This window comes from Opitutus sp. GAS368 (assembly GCF_900104925.1).
GTDB lineage: Bacteria > Verrucomicrobiota > Verrucomicrobiia > Opitutales > Opitutaceae > Lacunisphaera.
Genome location: NZ_LT629735.1, coordinates 644478 through 668402, shown reverse-complemented (window position 1 = coordinate 668402; position 23925 = coordinate 644478). Strand labels below are relative to the sequence as shown.

21 protein-coding genes and 2 tRNA genes are annotated in these 23925 nt (G+C 66.1%); 9 read left to right on the top strand and 14 right to left on the bottom strand.

Annotated features, from left to right (window positions below; genetic code table 11):
* Positions 1-30: 30 nt before the first annotated feature.
* Both BLU29_RS02910 and BLU29_RS02905 read right to left on the bottom strand, forming a co-directional pair.
* Positions 31-1053 (bottom strand): ABC transporter ATP-binding protein, encoded by a 1023-nt coding sequence (locus BLU29_RS02910; RefSeq protein ID WP_091055078.1) that lies wholly within the window; start codon positions 1051-1053, stop codon positions 31-33.
* A gap of 48 nt (positions 1054-1101) precedes the next feature.
* Positions 1102-2106: a biotin--[acetyl-CoA-carboxylase] ligase gene (locus tag BLU29_RS02905; protein WP_091055077.1), complete on the bottom strand. Its 1005-nt coding sequence runs from the start codon at positions 2104-2106 to the stop codon at positions 1102-1104.
* A gap of 63 nt (positions 2107-2169) precedes the next feature.
* On the opposite strand from BLU29_RS02905, the gene BLU29_RS02900 reads away from it, so the two are divergent.
* Positions 2170-2463 carry a hypothetical protein gene (locus BLU29_RS02900; RefSeq protein WP_091060857.1) on the top strand — a complete coding sequence of 98 codons (294 nt, stop codon included), beginning with the start codon at positions 2170-2172 and terminating at the stop codon, positions 2461-2463.
* A gap of 57 nt (positions 2464-2520) precedes the next feature.
* Here the strand turns inward: BLU29_RS02900 and BLU29_RS02895 are convergent, their stop codons facing one another.
* The 4 genes from BLU29_RS02895 to BLU29_RS02880 all read right to left on the bottom strand — a co-directional run bounded on the left by BLU29_RS02895 (position 2521) and on the right by BLU29_RS02880 (position 5279).
* Positions 2521-3102: a hypothetical protein gene (locus BLU29_RS02895; protein WP_091055076.1), complete on the bottom strand. Its 582-nt coding sequence runs from the start codon at positions 3100-3102 to the stop codon at positions 2521-2523.
* Positions 3103-3151: 49 nt separating this feature from the next.
* Positions 3152-3715, bottom strand: a complete 564-nt coding sequence (locus tag BLU29_RS02890; RefSeq protein ID WP_157693578.1) for a hypothetical protein — start codon at positions 3713-3715, stop codon at positions 3152-3154.
* A gap of 77 nt (positions 3716-3792) precedes the next feature.
* Positions 3793-4791 (bottom strand): adenosine kinase, encoded by a 999-nt coding sequence (locus BLU29_RS02885; protein ID WP_091055074.1) that lies wholly within the window; start codon positions 4789-4791, stop codon positions 3793-3795.
* Positions 4792-4898: 107 nt separating this feature from the next.
* Positions 4899-5279 (bottom strand): hypothetical protein, encoded by a 381-nt coding sequence (locus tag BLU29_RS02880; protein ID WP_091055073.1) that lies wholly within the window; start codon positions 5277-5279, stop codon positions 4899-4901.
* A gap of 122 nt (positions 5280-5401) precedes the next feature.
* On the opposite strand from BLU29_RS02880, the gene BLU29_RS02875 reads away from it, so the two are divergent.
* From BLU29_RS02875 to BLU29_RS02865, 3 genes are all read left to right on the top strand, one after another.
* Positions 5402-7009 (top strand): CTP synthase, encoded by a 1608-nt coding sequence (locus BLU29_RS02875; protein ID WP_091055072.1) that lies wholly within the window; start codon positions 5402-5404, stop codon positions 7007-7009.
* A 106-nt stretch (positions 7010-7115) separates the two neighbouring features.
* Positions 7116-7910 (top strand): 3-deoxy-8-phosphooctulonate synthase, encoded by a 795-nt coding sequence (gene kdsA, locus BLU29_RS02870; protein ID WP_091055071.1) that lies wholly within the window; start codon positions 7116-7118, stop codon positions 7908-7910.
* 159 nt (positions 7911-8069) lie between these two features.
* The gene (locus tag BLU29_RS02865) at positions 8070-8579 is read left to right on the top strand and encodes a biotin/lipoyl-containing protein (protein ID WP_091055070.1); all 510 of its coding nucleotides are present in this window, start codon (positions 8070-8072) and stop codon (positions 8577-8579) included.
* Between the two features lie 80 nt (positions 8580-8659).
* On the opposite strand, the gene BLU29_RS02860 is transcribed toward BLU29_RS02865, so the two are convergent.
* Positions 8660-11455, bottom strand: a complete 2796-nt coding sequence (locus BLU29_RS02860; protein ID WP_091055069.1) for a M14 family metallopeptidase — start codon at positions 11453-11455, stop codon at positions 8660-8662.
* A gap of 102 nt (positions 11456-11557) precedes the next feature.
* The gene (locus BLU29_RS02855; protein WP_091055068.1) at positions 11558-12313 is read right to left on the bottom strand and encodes an RsmE family RNA methyltransferase; all 756 of its coding nucleotides are present in this window, start codon (positions 12311-12313) and stop codon (positions 11558-11560) included.
* Between the two features lie 106 nt (positions 12314-12419).
* Here BLU29_RS02855 and BLU29_RS02850 point away from each other — a divergent pair, with 106 nt between their 5' ends.
* The gene (locus tag BLU29_RS02850) at positions 12420-13739 is read left to right on the top strand and encodes an amidohydrolase family protein (RefSeq protein WP_197677753.1); all 1320 of its coding nucleotides are present in this window, start codon (positions 12420-12422) and stop codon (positions 13737-13739) included.
* Between the two features lie 80 nt (positions 13740-13819).
* On the opposite strand, the gene BLU29_RS02845 is transcribed toward BLU29_RS02850, so the two are convergent.
* On the bottom strand, positions 13820-14833 hold the full coding sequence (locus BLU29_RS02845) for a zinc-binding alcohol dehydrogenase family protein (protein ID WP_091055066.1): 1014 nt from the start codon (positions 14831-14833) through the stop codon (positions 13820-13822).
* Between the two features lie 192 nt (positions 14834-15025).
* Between BLU29_RS02845 and BLU29_RS02840 the strand changes: the two genes are divergently transcribed.
* Positions 15026-15113: transfer RNA gene (locus BLU29_RS02840), tRNA-Leu, on the top strand.
* On the opposite strand, the gene BLU29_RS02835 is transcribed toward BLU29_RS02840, so the two are convergent.
* On the bottom strand, positions 15076-16419 hold the full coding sequence (locus BLU29_RS02835; protein ID WP_157693577.1) for a family 16 glycosylhydrolase: 1344 nt from the start codon (positions 16417-16419) through the stop codon (positions 15076-15078). The two genes, BLU29_RS02840 and BLU29_RS02835, sit on opposite strands and share 38 nt — an antisense overlap.
* Before the next feature lie 287 nt (positions 16420-16706).
* Between BLU29_RS02835 and BLU29_RS02830 the strand changes: the two genes are divergently transcribed.
* From BLU29_RS02830 to BLU29_RS02820, 3 genes are read left to right on the top strand one after another with little or no spacing between them, the layout of a single operon-like run.
* Positions 16707-17954 carry a phosphoribosylamine--glycine ligase gene (locus BLU29_RS02830; protein ID WP_091055064.1) on the top strand — a complete coding sequence of 416 codons (1248 nt, stop codon included), beginning with the start codon at positions 16707-16709 and terminating at the stop codon, positions 17952-17954.
* A complete protein-coding gene (alr, locus tag BLU29_RS02825) occupies positions 17947-19098 on the top strand; it encodes an alanine racemase (protein ID WP_091055063.1) in 1152 nt (383 codons plus the stop codon). The genes BLU29_RS02830 and alr overlap by 8 nt, the downstream gene beginning before the upstream one ends.
* A gap of 41 nt (positions 19099-19139) precedes the next feature.
* Complete coding sequence (locus tag BLU29_RS02820; protein WP_157693575.1) at positions 19140-19928, top strand: hypothetical protein; 789 nt, start codon at positions 19140-19142, stop codon at positions 19926-19928.
* Between the two features lie 109 nt (positions 19929-20037).
* Here the strand turns inward: BLU29_RS02820 and BLU29_RS02815 are convergent.
* The 4 genes from BLU29_RS02815 to BLU29_RS02800 all read right to left on the bottom strand — a co-directional run bounded on the left by BLU29_RS02815 (position 20038) and on the right by BLU29_RS02800 (position 23854).
* Positions 20038-20125, bottom strand: a tRNA-Leu gene (locus BLU29_RS02815).
* 68 nt (positions 20126-20193) lie between these two features.
* Positions 20194-21441 carry a hypothetical protein gene (locus BLU29_RS02810; RefSeq protein ID WP_091055061.1) on the bottom strand — a complete coding sequence of 416 codons (1248 nt, stop codon included), beginning with the start codon at positions 21439-21441 and terminating at the stop codon, positions 20194-20196.
* Entirely contained in the window at positions 21438-23213 is a 1776-nt protein-coding gene (locus BLU29_RS02805) for a HAMP domain-containing sensor histidine kinase (protein WP_091055060.1), read from the bottom strand. The genes BLU29_RS02810 and BLU29_RS02805 overlap by 4 nt, the downstream gene beginning before the upstream one ends.
* On the bottom strand, positions 23210-23854 hold the full coding sequence (locus BLU29_RS02800; protein ID WP_091055059.1) for a carboxypeptidase regulatory-like domain-containing protein: 645 nt from the start codon (positions 23852-23854) through the stop codon (positions 23210-23212). Before BLU29_RS02800 ends, BLU29_RS02805 begins: the two co-directional genes overlap by 4 nt.
* Between the last annotated feature and the right edge of the window lie 71 nt (positions 23855-23925).

Sequence of the window (23925 nt, the reverse complement as noted above, 5' to 3'; positions counted from 1 at the left end):
AGCCTTTCACTTCTTCAGTCCTTCAGTCTTTCAAAATTTCGGCAGCGGGGCACGGCTGTCGCCGTTGACCGGCTTGTCGGGCAGACGGGCGTCCCAGCTGCGGCGGGTGGCGGCCAGGAAGACGTCCTCGAGGGAGGGTTGGGTGTGGCCGAGCGACCGCACCCGGTAGCCGAGGGCGGGGAGGGCGGCGAGGAGCTGCTCGCCGAGGTCGGCCGCGGACGCTGTCACGAGCGTGGCCGTGCAGAAGCCGTCGGCGCCGCAATCGCCCAGCGCGGCCACCGTGAGGGCGGGGTCGATGGCCTTGAGCTGGGCGGCGAGGGCGTCGGTCTCGCCCGCGAGCTCGACGCGGTAGCTGGTGGAGCCGAAGATCTCGTGGCGGAGCTCGGCGGGCGAGCCTTGGGCGACAATGCGGCCGCCGTTGATGATGAGCACGCGGTCGCAGGTGGCCTCGATCTCGGGCAGGATGTGGCTGGAGATGATGACGCTCATCCGGCCCCGGAGGCTGGCGATGAGGTCGCGCACGATGATGATCTGGTGCGGGTCGAGGCCGATGGTCGGCTCGTCCATGATGATGACCGCGGGCTCGGCGAGGATGGCCTCGGCGATGCCGACGCGCTGCTTGTTGCCCTTGGAGAGGCGGCCGAGGATGCGGTGGCGGTTGCGCTTGAGGTCGCACAGCTCGAGCACCTCGTCGATGCGCGCGCGGAGCCGGGTGCGGGGCATCTCCTTGAGCCGGCCGCGGAACCAGAGGTATTCGGAGACGCGCATGTCGTCGGGCAGCGGGTTATTCTCCGGCATGTAGCCGACGTGGCGCTTGGTGGCCTCGGGTTCGCTGGCCACCGGGTGGCCGCAGATGCGGACGGAGCCGGAGTTGGCCGGCAGATAGCCCGTCAGGATGCGCATGGTGGTGCTCTTGCCCGCGCCGTTGGGGCCGAGCAGACCGACAATCTCGCCGCGCTGCACGGAGAAGCTCAGGTCGTTGACGGCGGTGAGTGCGCCGTAGGTTTTGACCAGATGGGAGACCTCTATGGTGATGTCGGGGATTTCGGCCATGCCGCGGGGATATTTACACGGGGATTCGGCCCCGCGGGCAAGCCTTGCCTATCGACCAACTGGAGCGGATTCCCGGGATAAGGTGACCTCGCCGGCGCGGAACCGTTCCGTGCGACCGGAGGTGAGCCGGACGATCAGCGAACCCTCGTCGTCGATGCCGGTGGCGGTGCCGGCGACGGTGCGGGTGCCCTGGGTGACGCTCACGGGGCGGCCGCGCAGCACATCGTAGCGTTTCCAGAGCGCGACAAACTTGTCCCGGTAGTCGCCCTCGAGGAACTGGTCGTAGGCGGAGAGAACCCGGCCGATGAGGGCGGCGGCGAAGCGGTTCAGGTCGAGCGGGGCGCCGGTGGCGTCGGCCAGCGAGATGGCGGTGCGCTGAAGGTCGCGCGGCAGATCGGCGGTGCGGCCGTTGAGGTTGAGACCGAGACCGAAGACGAGGTCCCGGATCTGGTCGGCGTCGATGCGCGCCTCGGTGAGCATGCCGCCGGCCTTGCGGCCGTTCACGAGCAGGTCGTTCGGCCACTTGAGGCCGGGTTCGAGCCTGGCGAAATTGGAGACGAGCTCGCAGACGTTCAGCCCCATCCAGAGGGTGAAGTCCTGCAGGCGGGCCGGCTCAAGCTTGGGGCGGAAGACAAAGGTGCTATAGAGATTGCCGGCCGGTGGACTGTGCCAGACGCGCCCGCGCCGGCCCCGGCCCTCGGTTTGGGCGCTGGCGAGGATGACGAGCGGAACGGCGGCGCCGCTGGCGAGGAGGCGTTCGGCTTCGCTGTTGGTGCTGTCGACCGTGTCGAGGCAGACGAGGCGCGGCGGCCGCGGCCGGCCGCTCAGGTGCGCCTGGACCAGGGCGGCATGCAGGGTGGTCGGGGTCCGGACCAGCCGGTAGCCGCGGCTGCGGCGGGCCTCAAAGACAAAGCCCTGCCGGGTGAGCTTCTGCAGCTGCATCCAGACGGCGACGCGCGACACGCCCAGCAGCCGGGCCAGCCGGGCGCCCGACACGGTGCCGGCGTCGGCGGCGAGGAGTTCGCGGAGGATGGTGACTTCGGTGGGGGACAAGGGAAAATTTCGTCGCCGTGGCGGCGCGAAGCGTTACGAAAACAGAGAACGATGGGCGTGCAAATGCCATTTGCAGATTTCCAGAAATCCACGGCCGGGGCCGCGCTCCCGCCGGGGCTCGGCGGGCCGCTGCGGGCCCTGTGGCTCGACGCCGCCGGCCGGTGGGACGAGGCGCACGAGGCGGCGCAGGCCGCGGGCGGGGCCGACGGGGCGTGGGTGCACGCCTATCTGCATCGGAAGGAGGGCGACGAGATGAACGCCGGTTACTGGTATGCCCGGGCCGGACAACCGGCGGCGACGGGCGGGCTGGCGGCGGAGTGGGAGGCGATCGCGCGCGCGCTGCTCGCGAAACTGTAGCGGCGGTCTATGACCGCCGGATCGGGCGACGGCGCTCAATAGGGCGCCGCTACAGGATTACGGCTTGGCGGCGGCCTCGCGGAGGGCCTTGGCGGCGGCGGGATCGGTCTGCTCGGCGGCCTTGGCGATGGTCGACACATCGCTCAGGAACTGCTGCTTCTGCGCGATGTTGTAGTCCTCGCGGGCGCGGTCCGCCGCGGAGGTGCCGAACAGGGGTAGCGTGAACTTGTTGAGGAAATTGCGATCGAACGCCGAGAGGTTTTTCTTCGCCAGCTCGTCGTTAAAGGCCTTGGGGCCGAGGATGGTGCCTTCACCCAGGCGCACGCGCGGCTTCGGCTGCTGTTTGACCGTGATCTTGGGCAGCTCCAGCACCTCGGGGTCGGGCGTGCCCGCCTTCTGGTTGTCCGGCGCGCGCGCGATGGATTGTTCGCGGATATTGGTGGCGGTGGGAACGATGGGCTCGACCGGCTTGGCCGGGGCGGGCGGGACATAGCCCGGCAGCGTCGCGGTCAGTTGCTGCGCGATCTCGGCGGAGAGCGCGGGGGAAGGCGGCGTGGCGGGAGCGGGCGCCGCGGCCGGCTCGGTCGCGGCGACAGAAACAGTCGCAATCAGGGCAAGGGCTACGGCGGACAGTTTCATGGTAGGGGAGTAGACAGGAGATAGGCTCTAAGTTTCCCGGATGCCGATACTATTTTGCGCGACCGGCACCCGCGGGACGGCTCTGCCAGTCGTCGGCCTGCCCCATGTCGGTCACGGCTTTTTTCAACAGGTCCGGGTTTTTTGCATCGAGCAGTTGGTGGATCCCGGCGACATGGGTCATCAGGCTCACCTGGCTGGCAATTTTGTTTTCGTGATAGGCGGCGCGGGCACGAACCGAGGCCGGGGCGCTGAGGATCGGAATAAACCAACTGTTCAGGGCCCATTCCAACGGAGTCATGGTATCCTGGTAGGCCAGCATGGCCTTGCGCTGGATGGCGCGTTCGGTCTGCCACAAATCGGGATCGTGGCCGGGCGGGCGTTTTTCCTTCACGGTGAATTTGGGCAGGGCGAAGAGATCGGGGTCGGTTTCGATTCCGCTGTCATGGGGCTGGTCGAGCACCTTCGGGGGCGGCGGCGTGAAGGGCGGCAGGCTGGCCCGGATTTCTGCCTGCAACCGCAGGGAAGTCTTTACCGGCGCGGCCGGGACCGGTTCCTGGGCGGCGAGCGTCCCGGTCACCACGAAAGCAAGCAGGTGCAGGCCGGCGGTTTTCATCGTGGGGTGCACGGTGGGACACTCGGCCAACCGGTTGTTTCCTGCAAGCCGGCGAAATCCGCGCCCGGGAATTAACCCTACTTTAGCGATTGGGCCAGGGCCCGCAGCCGCGGCCATTGATGATCCGGGATAGCGGGGCCGAGGTGCTGCACGCACTCCGCGCCGAGGGCCGAGCCCAGGGCGCCGGCCCCGGCCAGCGAAAGTCCCCGCAGGTAACCGTAGAGGAAGCCGCCGGCCCAGGCGTCGCCGGCGCCGGTGGTGTCGGTGACGCGCGCGACTTTGGCCGGGTCGATGCGGTGCAGGTCGGAACCTTGGGCGACCCACGCGCCGTCCTTGCCGATCTTCACGCAGGCAATGCCACCGTAACCGGCGAGCTGGCGGGCATAGGCGTCGTAGGAGGCGTCCTTTTGGAAAAGCGCGCGGACCTCGTCCTCGTTGGCGAAGACGACGTGCACGCCCTGCTGCAACTGGCCGAGGATCCAGTCGCGGGCGACGTTGACGACCTCGAAGGAGGAAAGTTCGAGGCTGATGGTGCAGCCGGCGGCGCGGGCGGTGCGCGCGACCTTCTCGGCGAGCGCGGGATTGAAGAGCAGGTAGCCCTCGATGTGCGCGTGCTTCGCGCCGGCGAAATCCGCCGCGGTGATCTCGTCGGGGCTGAGGGTCATGGCGGCGCCGAGGCAGGTGCGCATGGTGCGCTGGCCGTCGGGCGTCACCAGGGACAGGCAGCGGCCGTTGGGCAGGGCGGTGTGCTTGAAGCGGGAGCCGTCGCCGCCGGCGGCGGTGAAGTTGGTGCGGTAGTCCTGCGCGGTGATGTCGCCGCCGATCTTGCCGAGAAAGGTGGTGCGCAGGCCGAGCTTGGTGGCGCCGAGCACGGCGTTGGCGGCCGAGCCGCCGGAGGTCACGGCGTAGTCCGTGCCGAGCCGGGCGACGAGCTGTTCGATGTCCGCGTGGTCGACGAGCACCATGCCGCCCTTCTCGCCGGCCACGTGGGCGGTGAGGAACGACTCGGGGACGTGCGCGAGCAGGTCCATGATGGGATTGCCAATGCCGATGAGTTCAAACGTATGCGAGGACATGAAGAAACGGAGAGGAACCACTAATTGACACTAATGAACACTAATCGAAAACAGGTCGGGGAAATTAGTGCCCCATTAGCGTGGATTAGTGGTTAAAAACCAGATGCTCAACTTACCGTCAGGCTCGTGGCGAGGATCGGGTCGTCGTCGACCTCGATGACGATGGAGTAGTCGCCCGGCTGCTCGAAGCGGAGATTGCGGAGCTCGTTGATCAGGTTGATGCGGTGCAGGGGGCTCTGGGATTCGAACTCGCGGTGGAGGAGCTCGGCGGGATTGGTGGGATCGAGGCCCATGGACATCTTGATCTTGTGCGTGCCGGGCTGGACGTCGGTCAGCGTCAGAAACCACACCATGTAGGGGTGCATGACCGGGAAGGAGCGGGCCTTGATGTTGGAGAACACGCCGAGGATGGTGTGCTTGCCCGACGCGGGGTCGATGTGGACGCCGTCGCAGGTGATCCAGGCCAGAAGGGAAGGTTTCGACTGCACGCCCGGAGGATGGGCGGGGGCGGGGGAGCGGCAAACTATTTTGCGCGTTTTCCGCGGCGGAAAACACCCAGCGGCCACCTTTTTCTTGTGTATGGTTCGGGGGCGGTTTTTGTCCATACGCGATGAAGTATATTTTCGTCACGGGCGGCGTCGTTTCTTCTTTGGGCAAAGGGCTCACGGCGGGGGCGCTCGGCGCCCTCCTCGAGATGCGCGGGCTCAAGGTGCGCATCCAGAAGTTCGACCCCTATCTCAACGTGGACCCGGGCACGATGAGCCCCTTCCAGCACGGCGAGGTCTACGTGCTCGACGACGGCGCGGAGACCGACCTCGACCTCGGCCACTACGAGCGCTTCACCTCCGGCAAACTCTCCCGCCACAACAGCCTTTCCTCCGGCCAGATCTACGAGGCCGTCATCGCGAAGGAGCGCCGCGGCGATTATCTCGGCAAGACCGTGCAGGTGATCCCGCACGTCACGAACGAGATCAAGAAGCGCATCTACGGCGGCGGCAAGGGCGTGGACGTCCTCATCACCGAGATCGGCGGCACGACGGGCGACATCGAGGGCCTGCCGTTCCTCGAGGCCATGCGCCAGTTCGCGCTCGAGGTCGGGCCGGCCAACTGCATTTTTATCCACGTCACGCTGATCCCCTTCCTCAAGGCCGCGGGCGAGCTGAAGACCAAGCCCACGCAGCAGAGCGTGGCCAAGCTCCGCGAGATCGGCATCCAGCCGAACATCCTGTGCTGCCGCTGCGACCACCCGATGACGCCGGAGATGCGGGAAAAACTTTCCATGTTCTGCAACGTGCCGGCGAAGGCCGTCATCGAGGAGATGGATGTCGAGTCCTCCATCTACGAGCTGCCGCTCATGCTGCAGAAGGAAGGCCTCGACCAGCTCGTGGTCCAGCTGCTCGGGCTGAAGGCCCGCCCGAACCCGAAGAACATCTGGGCCGAGGTTGTCCGCCGCATCAAGTCGCCCAAGCACGAGGTGAAGATCGGCGTGGTCGGCAAATACATCGAGCTGCAGGACGCCTACAAGTCGGTCTACGAATCACTTTCCCACGCCGGCATCGCGAACCACGCCCGGGTGAAAATCATCCGCATCGACGCCGAGGGCCTCGAGACGAAGGCCGGCCTCGCCAAGCTGAAGCCGCTCGACGGCATCCTGGTGCCCGGCGGTTTCGGCGACCGCGGCATCGAGGGCAAGATCGCCGCCGCCGGCTACGCGCGCAAGCACCGGATTCCCTACTACGGCCTGTGCCTCGGCCTGCAGGTCGCGATCATCGAGTTCGCCCGCAACGTGCTCCGGCTGAAAGACGCCAACTCCGTCGAGTTCGACGTGAAGACGCCGCACCCGGTCATCGCGCTGATGGACGAGCAGCGCCACGTCGTCCTGAAGGGCGGCACGATGCGCCTTGGCGCCTACGAGTGCAAACTCAAGCCCGGCACGCTCGCGCGCAAGGCCTACGGCCGGGACACCGTTTCGGAGCGCCATCGCCACCGCTTCGAGGTCAACAACGACTACCTGGCCCGCCTCGAGAAGGCCGGCATGATCGTCAGCGGCTGGAACCCGAAGCGCGGCCTGGTCGAGGTGGCCGAGCTGAAGGGCCACCCGTGGTTCCTCGGCGTGCAGTGCCACCCGGAGTTCCAATCCAAGCCGAACAAGGCCCACCCGCTCTTCGCCGCCTTCATCGCCGCCGCGATCAAGAACCAGAAAAAGGGGAAGAAATAGCGAGTTCTGTCATCCTGAGCGCAGCGAAGGATCCAGCACCATGAACGCAGGCGTGACACATTCTGGATTCTTCGCTTCGCTCAGAATGACACGCTGAGTTTGTTTTATGTTATTCGATCCCAAGAAGCTTTTATTGCTCGCCGGCCCTTGCTCGCTGGAAAACGAGAAGGTCTGCCGCGCCGCCGCGGAGACGCTGACCAGGATCGGCAAAAAACACCCGGAGCTGAAGATCGTTTTCAAGGGCTCGTTCGACAAGGCCAACCGCACCTCGCTCAGCGGCGACCGCGGCCCGGGCATGGACGAGGGCCTCGCGCTGCTGGCGCTGATCAAGGAAGACTACGGTTTTCCGGTCGTCACCGATTTCCACGAGCGCCAGCAGGCCGCCATCGTCGCCGAGGTCTGCGATGTGTTGCAGATACCGGCGTTCCTCTGCCGACAGACCGACCTGCTGCTCGCCGCCGCCGCGACGGGCCGCGTGGTCAACGTGAAGAAGGGCCAGTTTCTTTCGCCGCAGGAGATGGAGTTTGTCGTGAGCAAATTGAAACAGGGGAAGGCGAAGGAAATCTGGCAGACCGAGCGCGGCACCACCTTCGGCTACCAGAACCTCGTCGTCGACATGCGCTCGTTCGCGCAAATGAAGGCGCTCGGGCATCCTGCGATCTTCGACGCCACGCACAGCGTGCAGCAGCCCGGCGCCGCGGGCGGCAAGACGGGCGGCCGCCGCGAGTTTGTGCCGCCGCTGGCCAAAGCCGCGCTCGCGGCCGGCGCCGACGGCCTGTTTATCGAGACGCACCCGAATCCCGAGAAGGCGATTTCCGACGGCCCGAACCAGATTCCCACTTCCGAGCTGCCCGCGCTGATTGCGTCGTGTGTCAAGGTGTGGGCGGCGGTCAGGTCTTGAGTCCTTGGAGGCGGGACTATCAGTCCCGCGAGGCTTGGGCACCGCAGCCTGAAATCCGCGGGACTGATAGTCCCGCCTCCACCAAACGAATCAAACGCCCCTCCCGAATTGACCGCGCCGCCCGGCTGGGCATCGTGGTTGGCAACCAAGCATCTATTCATGTCCACCTTCATCATTGACGTGCCGGTGCCCTCCATGGGCGCCACGGTGAGCGAACTCACCGTCATCAACCTCGCCGTCACGCCCGGCACCAAAGTCACCAAGGGCCAGAAGCTCGCCGCGCTCGAAAGCGACAAGTCGGCCTTTGACTTCGAATCGCCCGTCGAGGGCACCGTGCTTGCGATCATGGCGAAGAACGGCGCTGCGATCACCTCGGGCCAGCCTTTCCTGCGGATGGAGACGTCCGACGAGAGCCTGCGGCACCTGGCGGTGCGGATGACGGATGACGGAGGACGGAGGACCGAGAACGGAGAGCAGAAGACGGACCGGACAGGGCCTGGCAGTCCTCCGTCCTCGGTCGTCCGTTCTCTGATCTGGACGCCTCGTGCCACCAAGATGGCGCAGGAAGCCGGGCTCGATCCCGCGACGATCACCGATATCGAGGCCACCGGCCCGGGCGGCCGGGTCTCGGGCGACGACGTCACAAAGTATCTCGCAGGCCGGAAATGAATGTAGGGTCGCCGCTTGCGGCGACCTGTTTTGCGTCGCAAGTCGAGGTCGTCGCAAGCGACGACCCTACAAAAGTCGCCTCAGTTCGCCGGTTTGGCCGTGCTGAGGGTGAGGCCGTTGAAGAGGAGCTTGAACGTGCCGTGCGTGCCGGCGCGGAACGTCACCTCGGGCCCGAGCAGGTAGAGCTTGCCCGCGCCGACCGGCGCCTCGAGCGCGGCAACGCCCTGGTCGAGGTAGGACTGGCCCCAGGCCCAGCCGCTGCGGAGCGGATGATCGTTGGGGAACCACAGCACGGGTTTCACGCCCTTCGCGGCGGCCTCGGGCTTGAGCGAGAAGACCGGGCTGGCGTCGAAGTAGACATCGGCCGTGGTGTCCATGCCCCACGCGAGCGGCGCGGCCGGATCGACATTTGTCGCGAGGATGCTGCCGGGCACATAGAGCTTCTCGCGGGACAGGCGGCGTTCCTTGCCGCCGGGCCCCATTTCGACGAGGGCGTTGCGCACGGGCAGGCCGAGGTGATAGGCGAGGTTGGTGCTGCTGCCGACGGCTACGATCGTGCCGCCGTCGGCGAGGAACTGCTTCAGCGCCGGCACGGATTTCTCCTCGGTGATCTTGCCGGTCCAGCCGCGGTAAGCCGCGGGCAGGTCGTCGCCCGTGGGCACCTTGATCAGGAACTCGTCGAGCCGCGGGTTCAGCGCACCCATGGTCTTCGGCAGCGGGACCGCACCGGTCGGGAAAAGGATCACGTCGTATTTCGCGCGCAGGCCGCCGGCGTCGATTTGCTGCGGGTAGACCACTTCAAAGGGGAACTCGAACTGTTCGAGCAACCAGCGCGTCCAACCCGACGGGATCGACCCGCCGTATTCGTCCCAGAGGGCGATGCGCGCCGGCGCGAGCTTGAGGGCGTCGCCGACGGTCTTAAGCGTGACGGCGGTGGCGTCGAGACCGAGCTCGGCGGCGGCCTTTATCACGATGGGTTTCGCCGCGGCCGAGGCCGAGATATAAAGTGTGCCGGCGCCGGCGTCCGGGTAGCCGGCGGGCGGAGTCTTGAGCCAGTAAACGTCGGCGCCGGCCTTGAGCAGGCGGTTGAGGAGAATGAAGCTGTCGTTGGCCCGGTGGCTCACGAGCCAGCCGCCGGTGCCGTTGCCGACCTTGCCCGCGGGCGGATTCTGCAGCTCGCCATAGGGCAGGCGGGCGAAAGGTCCGTCGAACGCGTCGAGCACGCGGTCGAACTTCACACCCATCTGGTAGGCGACGGTCCAGCCGGCGGAGTCGTAGGGCGCAATCGGGGGGCCGCCCTCGTATTGGAAGTCGTTCGGATGGTCCTGCGGCTCGAAGGCGTCGAGCACGAAGGGCCGGAACGCTTGCGCGGTTTTCACGACGTAGGAGCCGGCCGGGTAGTTTTTCCCGGCGACGGTGAAGTCCGCCGTGGCGCGGTGGATGACGAGGCCGGACTTGATCAGGGTGTTGATGAACTTGACCGCGGTCGGGAAGTCGGCTTGGTCGGCCGGGATGATGTAGCCGCGTGGATCGCGCAGCTCCGGCTTCTTGATCGCCTCGTCGTAGTATTTCGCTGGAATGATGTTGCCGCGCTGGCCGGCGCTACGGCTTTCGTCGGACTCGCCGGTGGCCTTCGTGTCGCCGGCCGCGGCGGCGCGCATGGCCGCGATGCGCTTCGGCGAGAGCGTCCAGTTGTCCCGGCTGCCGCGATCGATGGAGTTGGCGCCCATGTGCCAGATATTGAAGAGCAGCTCGTCGCGGTGGCGGGCGGCGTAGTTGAGCACGGCGTAATTGGCGGTGAGGGAGTATTCGATGGACTGCCGGAAGTGCCACGTCTGCGGCGGCACCGGGAAGGGCAGGTCGCCGGACGGGAGCTGGCGGTCGGGCACGAGCGGGATCTGCATCGGGGTCGGGCTGCCGACGGTCTCCGTGAGCAGGCCGAGCATGTTGTGGAAATAAACGGTGGTGCGGAGGCCGCCGTTCCACCACGTCGAGAACACCGAGCCGCGCTTCATGGTCGAGCCGGGCTTGCCCTCGGCGATCCAGCGGCTGTGCATGGCGGCGCCGATCTCGTCGAGTTGCGCCACGAGCAGCGGGTCATAGACGTAATTGAAGGGATCGCGGTAGGGCGGGCCGGCGACAATCGTGCCGGTCGGGCCGGCCTGGTGGTGGTTGTAGACGATCTGGGGAAACCACTCGAGGTAGAGCTGGCGCGCGATGTTCTGCGACTCCTTCAGGTTCGTCAGCATGAAGTCGCGGTTGTTGTCGTGGCCGGCGTATTTCTGGTAGAGCCTGGGCTCGCGGTCGACGACGCGGGTGGCCGGGTCGGCCCGGCGCATATACCACGAGCTGATGAGTTCCTGGCCGTCGGGGTTGGCGTGGGTGAAGAGGATGATGACGTTGTCGAGGATGCGCAGCGTCTCGGGATCGGTGCGGCTGGCAAAGATCCAGAGCGACTCGATCAGCTGCGCTGCGCCGAGCGTCTCGGTGGCATGCAGGCCGCCGTCGATCCAGACCACGGCCTTGCCCTCGGCGGCAAGGGCCAGCGCCTGTTCCTTGGTCACACCCTCGGCGCGGGCGAGCTTTTGGGCGATGTCACGGTAATGGTCGAGCTTCGCCAGGTTGGCCGGCGAGGTGCAGACCACCATGTACTGGCGGCGATCCTCCTCCGTGGGACCGATGTCGACGAGCTTCAGCCGGTCAGACTCGCTGGCGAGCTTCTTGAAATAAGCCTCGGTCTGCGTGTAGGTGGCGAGCTGGTAGTCGTCACCAATGGTGAAACCGAAGTGTTCCTTTGGGGAAGTGAGCGCGAACGCGAACGGCGCGATGAACAAGGCGGCGGCAACAACCGCCCGGCGGAACAGCGGGGATCTCATAGGGGAGGTGACGGGATTATTTGATGTAGGAGTCTGCTTGCAGGTGATCAGAATTTGCATCGTCGGCGTGCGCCCTGAATCGCCTGCAAGCAGGCTCCTACATTAAGAGTGCTGCAGTTCGTGACTCAGGATGCTCAACGCATAGACGGCCGCCGTGTCGCTGCGCAGCACGAGGGGGCCCAGGGTGATGGGCGCACAGCCGGCGGTGATGGCGGCGGTCATCTCGCCCGGGGAGAAATCCCCCTCGGGACCAACCAGCCAGAGCACCGAACGCGGGGCATGGCCATGCTTCGTTGCGTAGATGGCGAGCGTCTTCTTCAGGGTCGTGGTGCCGGCGTGCAGGCTGGCGATGAGCTTCAGGTCGTAGCCGGAAGCGGCAGTGAGAAAGCTGGGAAAATTTTGAATTGGCGTGATCTCGGGCAGCCACGGGTTGCCGCATTGCTTGGCGGCCTCGATGGCGGCGGTGCGCCATTTCTCGATTTTCTTGTCGGCGCGATCGCTGTCGAGATGGACCTGCGTGCGTTCGCTGAGCAGCGGGATGATGCGGGCGGCGCCGACCTCGGTCGCCTGGCGGACGATGTCATCCATGGTCGAGCCCTTCGGCAGGGCCTGGGCGAGGGTGATCTCAAACGAACGGGCCTTGGCCGGTCTGGTTTCCTTTACGCGCAGCACCGCGCCGCTCTTGCTGGCATCGGCGCACTCGGTCAGCCACTCCCGGCCGTGGCCGTCGAACGCGGTCACCGGATCGCCGCGCCCGCAGCGGTTCACCGTCACGAGATGATGGCTCTCCTCGGGCGTGAGCCGGATTTCCGTTGCCGCGGCGGGGACGGTCGGGGCGTAAGCGCGGAAGTCAGGCATGGCCCGGCCAGCTTTGCCGTCGTGCCGCCCACGTCAACCGCACTTGAAGCGGTTGGCCGCTAATCTCGTTGACGCGGAAATGGCCGGAGCGTGTGCTTTCGCCACCATGCGTGTCGCGTCTCATTTTTCCCGCGGCCTCGCGCCGCTCGTGCTGGCCCTGCTCGGCGTTACGGCTTCGGCCAAGGATGTTGTCATTCATGCCGGGACCTTGGTCGACGGCGTGGCCCCGGCGCCGCGGCACAACGTCAGCATCCTGATCCACAACGACCGCATCACGGCGGTCGAGCCCGGCTTCCAGACCCCGGCGGGGTCGGAGATCATCGACCTTTCCACCCAGACCGTGCTGCCCGGCTTCATCGACTGCCACGTGCACATTGCCGCCAAGCTGCCCAGCCAGGTGAATGCCACGGAGGACTGGCTCACCCATTCCGAGCTGGACCGGGCGTTCGACGGCGCGGTCTTCACCCGGGCGATGCTGCAGCAGGGCTTCACCAGCGCGCGCGATGTGGGCGGCGGCGATGACACCGTCGCCGTGCGCGACGCGATCAACGCGGGCAAGATCGCCGGGCCCCGGCTCTGGGTTTCGCTGGAACCGCTCGGCCCGACGGCGGGACACGGGGATCCGCGCAACGGCCTGGACGCCGGGCTGTCCCATCCCGGCTGGACCAACGGCATCGTCAACACCCCGGAGGAGGCCCGCCTCCGTGTGCGCGAGCACAAGCGCCGCGGCGCGAATGTGATCAAGATCATGCCCTCGGGCGGCATCGCCTCCACCGGCGACGATCCGCGCCAGCAGCTCATGACCGATGAGGAGATGCGCGCCGCCGTCGACACGGCCCATGCCCTGGGCCTGAAGGTCGCCGCACACATCTACCCGGCGGGCGCCATCGAGGCGGCGGTCCGCGCCGGCGTGGATTCCGTCGAGCACGGCTCGTTCGCCACGGCGCAGACCTTTGCGCTGATGAAGACGCATGGCACGTATCTGGTGCCCACCCTGACGGTGTTCGAAGTCTACTATGTGGCCGCCCGGGATCATCCGGAACTGCTTTCGCCCGGCACCGCGCCCAAGGAGCTGGCGAACGACCTGCTGCCGAAGCAGAATTTCCCGCTGGCGGTGAAATCCGGCGTCGCAATCGCCTATGGCACCGACATCGGCGAGGGTGACCACACAATGGAGTTCGGCCTGATGATCGCCGGCGGCCTGTCGCCGATGGACGCGATCTTCACGGCGACGCGCAATGCCGCCGACCTGCTCGGTGTCGCCGACCGCATCGGCACGATCCAGCCGGGCCGTTTGGCCGACATCGTGGCCGTGCCCGGGGACCCGCTGAGTGACAGCGCCCAGCTTCAGCATGTTGCGTTCGTGATGAAGGCCGGCACCGTGTATCGGCAGGGCGGACATGCCACATTGGCCGGCGCGCAGTAAGCTCCTGCTGTAGGGTCGTCGCTTGCGACGATCTCGTGTGTGTTATCCCCAAGGTCGTCGCAAGCGACGACCCTACGGGATCATACCTCGATCATGGCCTTGAGGACGGCGGGATTGCCCGCGATGTCCTTGGGGAAGACCGTCGGCGTGTCGCCGAGCTTGAAGCGGTGGGTGGTCCAAGGCCGGGTGTCGACCTTGCCGGCCTCGACGAGGGCGATGATGTCGCGGAAGGTGCCGGGCAGCGCGTTGCGGCTGGCGCAGACGGTCAGCTCGCGGCGGTGAAAGTTCGGGTCGTTGAAGGTGAGGTCGCCTTGGAATAGCCCGACGAGGACGATGCGACCGCCGTGCGCGGCGAGGTCGAAGGTGCCCGCCATGGACTTCGGGTTGCCGGTGGCATCGATCACGATCGTCGGCAGGTCGCCGTTGCCAACGGCCTTGAGTTGCGCCGCGGCGTCGGGGCCGGCGGCGACGGTGTGCTTCACGCCCAGCTGGCGGCAGAACGCGAGGCGCGGCTCACTGAGGTCCATCACGGCCAGCGTGGCGCCCGTGACGGCGGCAAACTGGATGACGCTGAGCCCGATGGGGCCGGCGCCGATGACGAGGATGTAGTCGGCCTTTTTTGCCTCGGCCCGTTCAACGGCGTGGGCGCCGATGCCGAGTGTCTCGACGAGCGCGAGCTGCTCGTAGTCGAGCTTGGCGGAGTGGTGAAGCTTGCGGGCGGGCAGGGTCAGCAGCGGGCGCATGCCGCCGTCGACATGGACGCCTAGGACCTTGAGTTCGGTGCAGCAGTTGGGCTTGCCGCGGCGGCAGGCGATGCAGCGGCCGCAATTGAGGTAGGGCTCGACAGAGCAGCGGTCGCCGGCCTTCAGGTCGTGCGATTCGGTGCCGGGGTCGATGACCTCGACGCCCAGCTCGTGACCGAGGACGCGCGGGTAGCTGAAGAAGGGCTGTTTGCCGGCGAAGGCATGAAGGTCGGTGCCGCAGACCCCGATGCGGTGGACGCGGACGAGCGCCTCGCCCGGCGCGGGGTGCGGTTCCGGCGCGGCCGTGGTGGCGGAAAACCTGCCGGGTTCATCGAGGGTGATCTGCAGCATGAAAAAGATTTTTAATCACTAATGGCCACTAAGTCCTCACTAATCCCTGTATTGTCATTCTGAGCGAAGCGAAGAATCCAACGAATAGGCAGGGTGGGCGGAGGATGCGCAAGAGACAAGACCACGGCAATCAACCGGACAGAATCGGGTTTACATCGGCCGGACGGGCGGCTTGTTTCGCGGCCTTGACTGGCCCGGGTGGCGGAATTGGCAGACGCAGTGGACTCAAAATCCACCGACCTCTAAAGTCTTGTGGGTTCGACCCCCACCCCGGGCACCAGCCTTCTGCAAGGCTTCGTTTGGCAGACTGAAAATCCGGACTCGCGTGGGTGCCGGGAATAACGGCGGACGAGACTGAGCAGTGAGAGCAGGGCGAGGAACCAGAGCGAGACCGCACCGCCACCGCCGCCGCCTTGCGACGGGGGGTGTGTCGGGGTGGGAGCGGGCATGGGGGGCGGCGTGGTGTCGGTGGCTGGCGCAGTTCCTGAAAACACGGCGGAGAAATCGGAGGTGCCGCCACGGGTTGTCGCCGAGACGCGGTAGTAATAGGTGGCGCCGCCGCCCAGCTGTGAATCGGTGAGCATGGTGGCCATCCCGAGATCGCGTTGCACCAGGTTTTGGGTGAAACCGCTGTCGGTCGCGCGATCGAGGTGATAGCCCGTCAACGCGAAGCCCTTCAGGTCAGGCGCGGTCCACGAAAGGTTGAGCTGGTTGGCCGACATCGCGGGGGTGGCGGTTCCGCCGGTCGGCGCGTCCGAGGGCAGGCCGTAAACGCGCACGTAATCCACCAGGTAGGATGCCTGGAGCGGAGTGGAGGAATCGGGAGCGTCGGCGAAGAAACCGCCCACGGCAAGATCGAGGATGATGAAGGCCGGCGAGTTGTTGAAAACCCAGGCGGTGCCGGCCGGGAGATCGGCGGGAGTGACGGAGTGATAAACCATGCCGTCCACGGACCAGACGATCTTGTTGGGCGACCAGTCCACGGCGAACACGTGGTAGGCGTCGCTGAAGAGCGCTCCGTCCGGCAGCGTGAAGGTATTGCCAATGCCGTTGGCCCCGGAATAGCCCGGGCCGTGGAGGGTGCCGTAGAGCTTGCCCGGAGCCTTGCCGAGAATTTCCATGACGTCGATTTCGCCGCAAGCGGGCCAGCCGACGCTGCCGATATCAGCCCCGAGCAACCAGAACGCGGGCCAGAGGCCGTTGCCGTTGACGACCCGGAGATTGGCTTCGATCCGGCCGTAGCTGGCGTTGAAAAGGCCCTGGGTCTTCAGGCGCGCCGAGGTGTAGCTGCCATTCGCGTTGATAATTCTAATGACGAGCGCCTTGCCGTCGGTCGCGGCGGGGTCGGTCGTGATGTAGGAATTGTCGCGTGAGTCGGTGTAAGTCTCGAGTTCGTCGTTGCCCCAGCCGTTGTCGCCGAGATCGTAAGTCCATTTCGCGGGATCGGGAGCGGAGTTGTCCGGCTGGTTGAAATCATCGCTCCAGATCAGGGTCGGGGTGGCGGCTTCGAGCCGGGCCGCGGCCAGCAGAATGATAAGGCACAGAAGCGCACCGGGGCCTTGCAAGGGTTGGAATCTCGTTTTCACGGGGTAGCCTGACCAAGGTGAAATATAGCGCAGCGGAACGACATTTCCAGAGGCGAAGGCGGAGTTGCATTCATTTACGCAGGTTGCATAGAAGCGGAGCGGTCCGCTCCGCCGTGCGTGTGCCAACCCGGTCTTGGCGTACCAGGCCGGTGCGTCCTACTCATGCAAAGTCGGTGCTCAGAGAATAAAGAAGCGATGACACTGAATGGGATTGATCATTCAGTCCGGGCGGCGAAAAACTCTCGAAAAGCGTGCCTTCCCACCCTGCATCCGCCGGAACACCCGTCATGGCCCTGGGTGTGGGTTCCTTCGCCTACAGCGTCATGCAGATCTTGCAGGAGGCCGGAGCCAACGTCGGCACCTATCTGACCCGGGATTACGGCCATTATCCGCCGAGCATGGCCGGGCCGACCTACACCCGGGATTCCCACCCGAGTCCCGTGCCGCTGATCCGGACAAATGGCGTGCAACTGGTCATCCCTCAATCGATCGACTGGGCCCGGCAACCCTGGGCGGATGATCTGCAGGCCACGGGAGTGGGCATCCTCAGTCCCACCGGGGAAGGCATGCGCATTGAGCGGGAGCGCGATTTCGCGCAGGAGCTTTGCCGTTCCCACGGCATTCCCTTTCCCCGGTCATTTGTGGCGGCCAACCTGGATGAGGCGCGGGCCATTATCAACCGTCACACCCGGCCCTACGTCATCAAGAATCCGCTCTGTTCCCCGGCGAGTCCCGTGCATACGATCGTGTGTGATTCTGCCGTCGCGACCCGGGAATGGCTGAAGCAAGTGGATTTCGCCGAGGGGGTGTTTCTGCAGGAATATGCGGGGAAAGCCGAGGCCGGCCATATCGCCCTGGTGAGTGGAGGCGACGTTTGCTCCTTCGTTACGAACCAGGAATACAAGCGGGCCTTTGCGGGCGACCAAGGGATCGTGGCCGGCGCCCCGTTGGGCGGCTTGGTCGAAAGGGATCCGGGCGACAAATACGGTCTGGCGCGGGAACTTCTCCATCCCCTGCGACCTTGGTTCCGAAAGGTCAACTACCACGGACCGATTCAAGTCACCGCCGCGCGACAGGGGGGGCGGTGGACGGTGCTGGAATACAATATCCGCTTGGGGGTTACTTCCGGGGCCATGTTGCTGCGCCAGTTGGAAAACCCCCTCGAGGTGCTGTTGCAGACCGCGCGCAACCAGCCCCTGACCCCGGTCTTCCGCCGGGATCGCGATTTCGGGTGCTCGGTCACCCTGGCTGGTTATGGCTACCCCTACACTCAGGTCGTGGGGCCGCCCATGCCGGTCGACCTGCTGGGCCCGATCGATATGGCCGGCTGCGACCTGTGGTGGAATGAGGCGGGCCTTTCACCCGACGGGCGCTGGCTGGCCTTGGGCCATCGGATCTGCGACGTCATTGGTTTTGGTGCGTGCGTTGAAGACGCGATCGCCGTGGCCTATCGCAATATCCGCCGCCTGCACAGCCCCGGCAGCTATTTCCGCCCCGATATCGGCCAGTCCCTCTGGCCCCCCGGCCATGAATAGCTCCTCCGTCACCATCGGATCGCGACCGGCTTGGGTGGAGATCGACGTTGCCCGCTGGCGCCGCAATCTGGCGATCATCCGGAGCCAGCTCCCTGCGCCAGTCGGGTGGATTTCAGTCATCAAGGACGATGCCTACGGTCATGGCGCGCTGCTGGCCGCCCGTTTGGCGACCGAGGGTAAGGCGGCCATGCTGGCGGTTTGCAACCTGGGTGAGGCATTGCAGCTGCGCCAAGCCGGCGTTCGCGAACGCATCCTGCTGCTGGGTGAACGGCGCCCGGAGGAATTTCCCGGCTGCCTGGCGAATGACCTCACCTGCTGTCTGGGCGATCTGGAGTTGCTGCCCGACTTGGCGGCCCAGGCACGGAAGACAGGCCGACAGGTCCCGGTGCATCTCAAGGTCAACACCGGCATGAACCGTTATGGCGTTCCTTGGACCGCGGCGGCCGAAGCGGTGACCCGCATCGAGGGCCTCACAGGACGGCCGTTAAGAGTCGAAGGAGTTTTCAGCCATTTCGCGATGTCGGACGAAATGGACAAGACTTTCGCGCAGCTCCAGCTGAAGCGCTTCCATGAGTCGCTGCGCCGCTGGCCCGACAGGGCCGGGCCGGCGCCGCTGCGGCATCTCTGCAACAGTGGCGGCTTTCTTGACTTGCCGGAAGCCCACTTGGATTTGGTGCGGCTGGGCATACTGCCATTGGGCGTCTATCCCTCCGCGGTCTGCCGCCGCCTGCCGGGGATTGAGCCGGTGATGAGCGTGAAAGCAAAGATCACGGCCGTGCGCCAGATCCAGGCCGGCGACCAGGTCGGTTACGGCCTGCGCTACACCGCCCCGACCAGACGGGATATTGCCGTCCTGCCCGTTGGGTATGGGGACGGGTTCCCCCGCGTCCGCAACGCGGGTCATGTCCTGCTGCAGGGCCGGCGCGTCCCCATCATTGGCGGGGTGTCCATGGACGCGCTAATGGTGGATGTGACGGACGTGCCCGGCACCAAGACCGGTGATACCGTCGTGCTCATGGGGCGTGACCACGGGGAGGAAATCTCGGCCCATGAACTGGCCCGGCTGAAGCAATCGGTGAGCTACGAGATCCTCTGCGGTTGGCGGGAGCGCCTGCCCCGGATCCACGTCAACGAACTCCCATGAAACTTCTTTTTTCCGAGGCGCAGCCCGACTACGCCCACTATGTGTTTCCCTACGCCATCTGGGCCTTCCTCGAGGCCGGGGAGACGCCGGCCGATGCCTTCGCCGCCGGTTTCCTGCCCTCAGGCCGGCAACTGGACCGCTTTTATCTCTGCCGGAATCTTCGCGTGGACTTGGCCCGCTATGCCCCCTCTTCCGAAAATCGCCGCGTCCTGCGCAAGGGACCGGGAGTGCAGGCCGCGCTCGTGCCGCGGGCGGAGTTTCTCCTGACGCCCGAGCGCCGGGCTTTGTGTCGCCGGTATATCGACCAAAAATTCGGCCCCAGCGGCATGAGCGACAAGCGGTTAGATTCCCTCTTCGCCTCCCCCGTGACCTCGCACGTGCTGGTCTTCCGCGAGGGAACAGCCGAGATCGGCTATGCCACCCTCTATCTGGAGCGCGAGTGCCTGGCCTTTTACTATTATGCCTTCTACGCGCTGGACCATGTCAACCGCAGTCTGGGCATGCTGATGATGACGACCGCGGTCAACTTGTTCGCCCGGCGCGGCTTTGGCCACCTCTATCTCGGGACTTGTTACGCCGAAAGCGCGCTCTACAAGACCCGGTTCTCGGGGATGGAATTCTTCAACGGATATCTCTGGTCACAGAATCTGGCCGAACTGAAATTTATTCTGCACCGACAGCAGGGGAGTCCCGAACAGCATTTGCTGGAAGATGCCGCTTACCGGGCGGGGGAATGGGCCGCGGAGTTGCCATTCCTGGCGAATGCGAGTCGTTTTCGCAGCATGGCCCCTCCGCTTGATCAAACCGGTGCAACGGGCCTGCCAAAATGACGGACAAATGGGTCCACCTCGCCGGCCTGCAGTCGTGGCGTCAACCTTCGCACAGGTCGCGCCATCCGTCGCCAAGTCTATGGATGGCAGTCTTCGCTTTGACGAAGGCTGGTGCCCGGGATGAGGGTCGAACCCACAAGACTTTGGAGGTCGGTGGATTTTGAGTCCACTGCGTCTGCCAATTCCGCCACCCGGGCGCTAACCGAGGCGCGAAACAACGCCGGCTCCCGCCCAATGTAAACCTTGGTTTCTCGCGGTCCGGGCGTCAGAAGCGGATGACAAACTGCGCCGCGGTCAGGTGGGAATAGTTGCGCGGGCCGATGCCGCCAAACTGGAGACTGTATTGCAGCTTGAGCTCGGTGTGCGGTGTGAAGCGGTAGTTCGGCGCCACGTCGATCCGCCACGTGTCCCGGCCCCAGGGCACCTGGCCGCCGCTGCCATCGGGCAGGTCGCCGTTGAGCTGCTGGTTCCAGCGCACCGCGCCGGAAAACTGCGGGGTGAACTTGTATTTCGCCTCCAGGTAATAGGCCATGGTCTTGGCGTCGCCCACCTCGGGGATCGCGTAGCTCGCCTCGTAGGCCTCGGCCCAGAATTGGAAGTGATGCCAGGCAAAACCGATGTCCTGGGCCCACACCGTTTCGCGATACTCCGAGAGGTCATCGCCCGGTCCCAGGGTCGCTTGCGCCGCCGGGGAAAGATAGGTGCCCGTGCTGGCGGAAAATCCGAAATACCAGCTCTCGTCGGGCCGGTAACCCAGGCGGCCGCTGTAGGTCGGGTGCTGCCACTGGGTCTGCGCCACATCCCAGCCCGCCGGCCGTGAGGAGAGCGAGGCATTCTTCACCTCGAAGGCATAGTCCGCCGGGCCGACGACGCCACTGATGGCGGCCCCGCTGGTATAGCTGGGCCCCCACACGATGGGCACGCGGGACTGCGCGAGGTAATAGTCGTGACCCGGCACCGGCGGTCCCGGGCGCGTCCAGCGGATCAGCGCGGCGGTCGAATTACCCGCCACCTTGTCAAAGAGCCCCAGGAGATTTTCGTAGGGCAGCGGTGCGGTGATGAAAGGGTTGTTCCAGGAGTGGTGTCGCGCCACCCAGTTGCCCACCACGGTCGCGAATTTCCCGATCTGGAGGTTGAAGACGCCGTCGGGCCGCGGCGTGAAGCGGAGGGCGTATTCATCCATCCGGATCCGGGTGGGGCCCACGCCGGGATCGAAGCCCCGGTCCACGCGCGACTGGGCGAAGACATAGAGGGACGAACCCAACTGCGCATCCAGAAACAGCGTGAGGCGGTAATTCAGCAGCGAGTCTGCATCCGTGCGAAAGAGTCCGGAGGTCGGTTGCTGGAGCTGGTAGGCCTCGAGATCCAGCAGGCCGCTGACATGGGCCCGCACCGTGTCGCCCCGGGCGGTCCACGTCAGCGCCGCATCAAGCCGGTCGATGGCCTCGTCGGTTCCGTGCGCCGCCGTGACGGTGGCGGCCAGACCGCACCAGATGGCCAGGGTCGGTTTCATGTCGGGCGGGACGTGGGGGCGGAAGGGGTGGGGGCGAGGCGGAAACGGGCTTCGAATTCCGTCCAGTCTGAGTCGGATCGCGTCAGACGCAAATCGCCGTGGTGGAGTCGGGCGAGTTCCCGCGCGAGGTTGAGGCCCAGGCCGTGTCCCGGCAGGTTTTCCCCCATGGCGCCGCGGTGAAAGCGCTGGAATATATCCGCCTGCGCGGCGGCGGGGATGGTCGGGCCGGTGTTGCCGATGATCAGGACGGCCCAACCGTCCGCGACCCTGACCGTGATGCGGATGCGGCCGCCGGGGCGGTTGTATTTGCGCGCGTTTTCCAGCAGGTTTTGCAAAATCAGGGTCGTGTAGCGTTTCTCCCCTTCGACAAATACGGCCGCCGGAAAGTCGGTCTCCAGGTCAAGGTTGAGCGGGTCGGGCAGCGCGCTGAGGTCGTCCAGCCAGCCCGCGATGAGCTGGATGAGGTCCACCGGCGCGAGGTTGAGCTGCAGCCGGCCGGCATCCATGCGCGAGAGCAGGAGCAGGTCCTCGATCACGCTGGTCAGGCGGAAGGTCTGGTGGACCAGGCTGGACACTTCCTCGCGGACCTCGCCGGTCAGTTTCTCCCCGGCCAGCAGTTCCTCGAGCCCGGCGCGGAGCACGGTCACGGGCGTCTTGAGCTGGTGGGAGGCGTCCGCGGAAAACCGGGCGGACCGCTGCAGCTCCTCGTGGGTCAGCTCGAGCGCGGCCTCCGCCCGCTGCCGCTGCGCCTGGTTTTCCGCCGAGTCCACGGCGAGTTGCTCGACCGGGACCGAGAGCCGGCGGGCAAGAATGTGGCTGGCGATGAAAGCGCCCAACAACAGCAGCCCGCCCGCGGCGGAAAACTGCCAGAACAGCCGCCGCTGCCGGACCAGCGAGTCGGTCAGCGGGTAGAGGCAGACCTCGTAGGCCGGGGGAAAGAGCGAGCCGGGATTCAGCCGCAGGTAGAGCAGCAGGCTGGGCACCCCCGCGAGCTCGAGCTGGAAATGGAGCTTGGTCTGATCCGCCGCCAGCTGCCGCGTGATCTCCGCGCGGTCCGCTTCCGTCACGCCGGGCAGATGGAGCCGGCCTTGGATCCAGAGGCCGCGGCGCATGCCCGGGGCCGCGGGCGTGGCTGGCAGGGCGATTGGCTTGAAGCCGAGCACGAGCGCGGCGACGGGCTGGCCGTTCTCGGTGGAGGTGATCGGCATGGCAATGACCTCGTCGATGGCATCGTCGGCGTCGGCGCCCTGCCGCCAGAGATAGCCGGTCTGCGCCTGGCCGGGCACGGCGCCCAGGGAAAGCAGGGCTTCCTCGGCGGTCGGCAAGGCGCCCACGTCGCGGGAGTCCGGCGGGGGAATGACCACGCCCCGGCCGTCGAGGAACCGGTAGAAGCGGGCATGGAACGCGTGGGTCTCCGTTTCCCAGGCGTCCTGCTGGCCGCCGTCCATCACGTCCAGCAGTTCGTCGCGGGCGCTGGGGTAGAGCAGATCGAGCGCGTTGTCCTCGAGCGCCGCGTGGATCCGCGAGCGGCGGGCGAGGGCGCGGCACCGCTCGGCGAGCGCGGCGTGCCGGATTTCTTGGATCGAGTGCAGGGCCGCCAGGTCGCCCTGGAATTCTCGCTCGAGCTCGCGCTTGAAGTTGGCCGCGGCGCTGCGCTGGGCAAAGAACAGGGCCAGCGCGGTCGCCGCGGTGACCACCAGCATCATCGCCAGCAGAAGCTTGAGGCGAAAACTCGCCAGACCCCGCGAGCCGGCCTGGGGCGGGGCGATCACGGGAAATCCACGTGCAGCACCGTGTCGGTGCGCACTTCTACCGGGTGTTCCAGCGTGGTCCGGCTGTCGAGCCAGGCCTTGAGGACGTAGCGGCCCGCGGGCAGGCCGGTCAGCCGGTAGCGGCCGTCGGCGTCGGTCATCACGAAATGCGGCGTGGCCAGCACCAGGATGAGTCCGCGCATGTGCTCGTGGATGTCGCAGCGCAGCACCACGAGCCCCGGGCGGTCAAAGAGAACCGAAGGGATCGGCCGTTCATCCGGTCGGTAGCGGCCGAGGTCGAAGCGCTTCACCGGCGAGTAGGAAAAGATATTGTGGTAGGTGTCGTCGTAGTTCGGGAACTCCACCCGCGTGCCGGCCTGCACCGGCAGCAGCATGGGCACAAAGGCCATGTCCTTCTGGCTCATCTGCCGCAGCGGCAAGCCGGCGGGCGGCGGGAAGTCGCCCTCGAGATAGACGACCGCCAGCGGCGGGTTGGTCGAGAGGATGCCCGCCCTGCTCACGATCTCGTAACGCTTGTTCATCACCGGCGCGGCATGGATCTGGGGCAGGGTGACCCGGCCCTCGACGACCGTCTCGGCGCGGGCCGCGGGCGTGAACCCGGCCAGGGCCAGGAGCAGCAGGACGGCGGGACGGGGTTTCATGGCGCGAGGCAGGAATCCATGCTGTAACGAAGGGACGGCGGGCAGTTCAAGCTTGTTGGCACGGCCGGGGA

Coding starts and splice junctions, on each gene's coding strand:
- BLU29_RS02910 (WP_091055078.1), bottom strand. CDS start 1,053: ATGGCCGAAATCCCCGACATCACCATAGAGGTCTCCCATCTGGTCAAA.
- BLU29_RS02900 (WP_091060857.1), top strand. CDS start 2,170: ATGCCATTTGCAGATTTCCAGAAATCCACGGCCGGGGCCGCGCTCCCG.
- BLU29_RS02895 (WP_091055076.1), bottom strand. CDS start 3,102: ATGAAACTGTCCGCCGTAGCCCTTGCCCTGATTGCGACTGTTTCTGTC.
- BLU29_RS02890 (WP_157693578.1), bottom strand. CDS start 3,715: ATGAAAACCGCCGGCCTGCACCTGCTTGCTTTCGTGGTGACCGGGACG.
- BLU29_RS02885 (WP_091055074.1), bottom strand. CDS start 4,791: ATGTCCTCGCATACGTTTGAACTCATCGGCATTGGCAATCCCATCATG.
- BLU29_RS02875 (WP_091055072.1), top strand. CDS start 5,402: ATGAAGTATATTTTCGTCACGGGCGGCGTCGTTTCTTCTTTGGGCAAA.
- kdsA (WP_091055071.1), top strand. CDS start 7,116: ATGTTATTCGATCCCAAGAAGCTTTTATTGCTCGCCGGCCCTTGCTCG.
- BLU29_RS02865 (WP_091055070.1), top strand. CDS start 8,070: ATGTCCACCTTCATCATTGACGTGCCGGTGCCCTCCATGGGCGCCACG.
- BLU29_RS02860 (WP_091055069.1), bottom strand. CDS start 11,455: ATGAGATCCCCGCTGTTCCGCCGGGCGGTTGTTGCCGCCGCCTTGTTC.
- BLU29_RS02855 (WP_091055068.1), bottom strand. CDS start 12,313: ATGCCTGACTTCCGCGCTTACGCCCCGACCGTCCCCGCCGCGGCAACG.
- BLU29_RS02850 (WP_197677753.1), top strand. CDS start 12,420: ATGCGTGTCGCGTCTCATTTTTCCCGCGGCCTCGCGCCGCTCGTGCTG.
- BLU29_RS02845 (WP_091055066.1), bottom strand. CDS start 14,833: ATGCTGCAGATCACCCTCGATGAACCCGGCAGGTTTTCCGCCACCACG.
- BLU29_RS02830 (WP_091055064.1), top strand. CDS start 16,707: ATGGCCCTGGGTGTGGGTTCCTTCGCCTACAGCGTCATGCAGATCTTG.
- alr (WP_091055063.1), top strand. CDS start 17,947: ATGAATAGCTCCTCCGTCACCATCGGATCGCGACCGGCTTGGGTGGAG.
- BLU29_RS02810 (WP_091055061.1), bottom strand. CDS start 21,441: ATGAAACCGACCCTGGCCATCTGGTGCGGTCTGGCCGCCACCGTCACG.
- BLU29_RS02800 (WP_091055059.1), bottom strand. CDS start 23,854: ATGAAACCCCGTCCCGCCGTCCTGCTGCTCCTGGCCCTGGCCGGGTTC.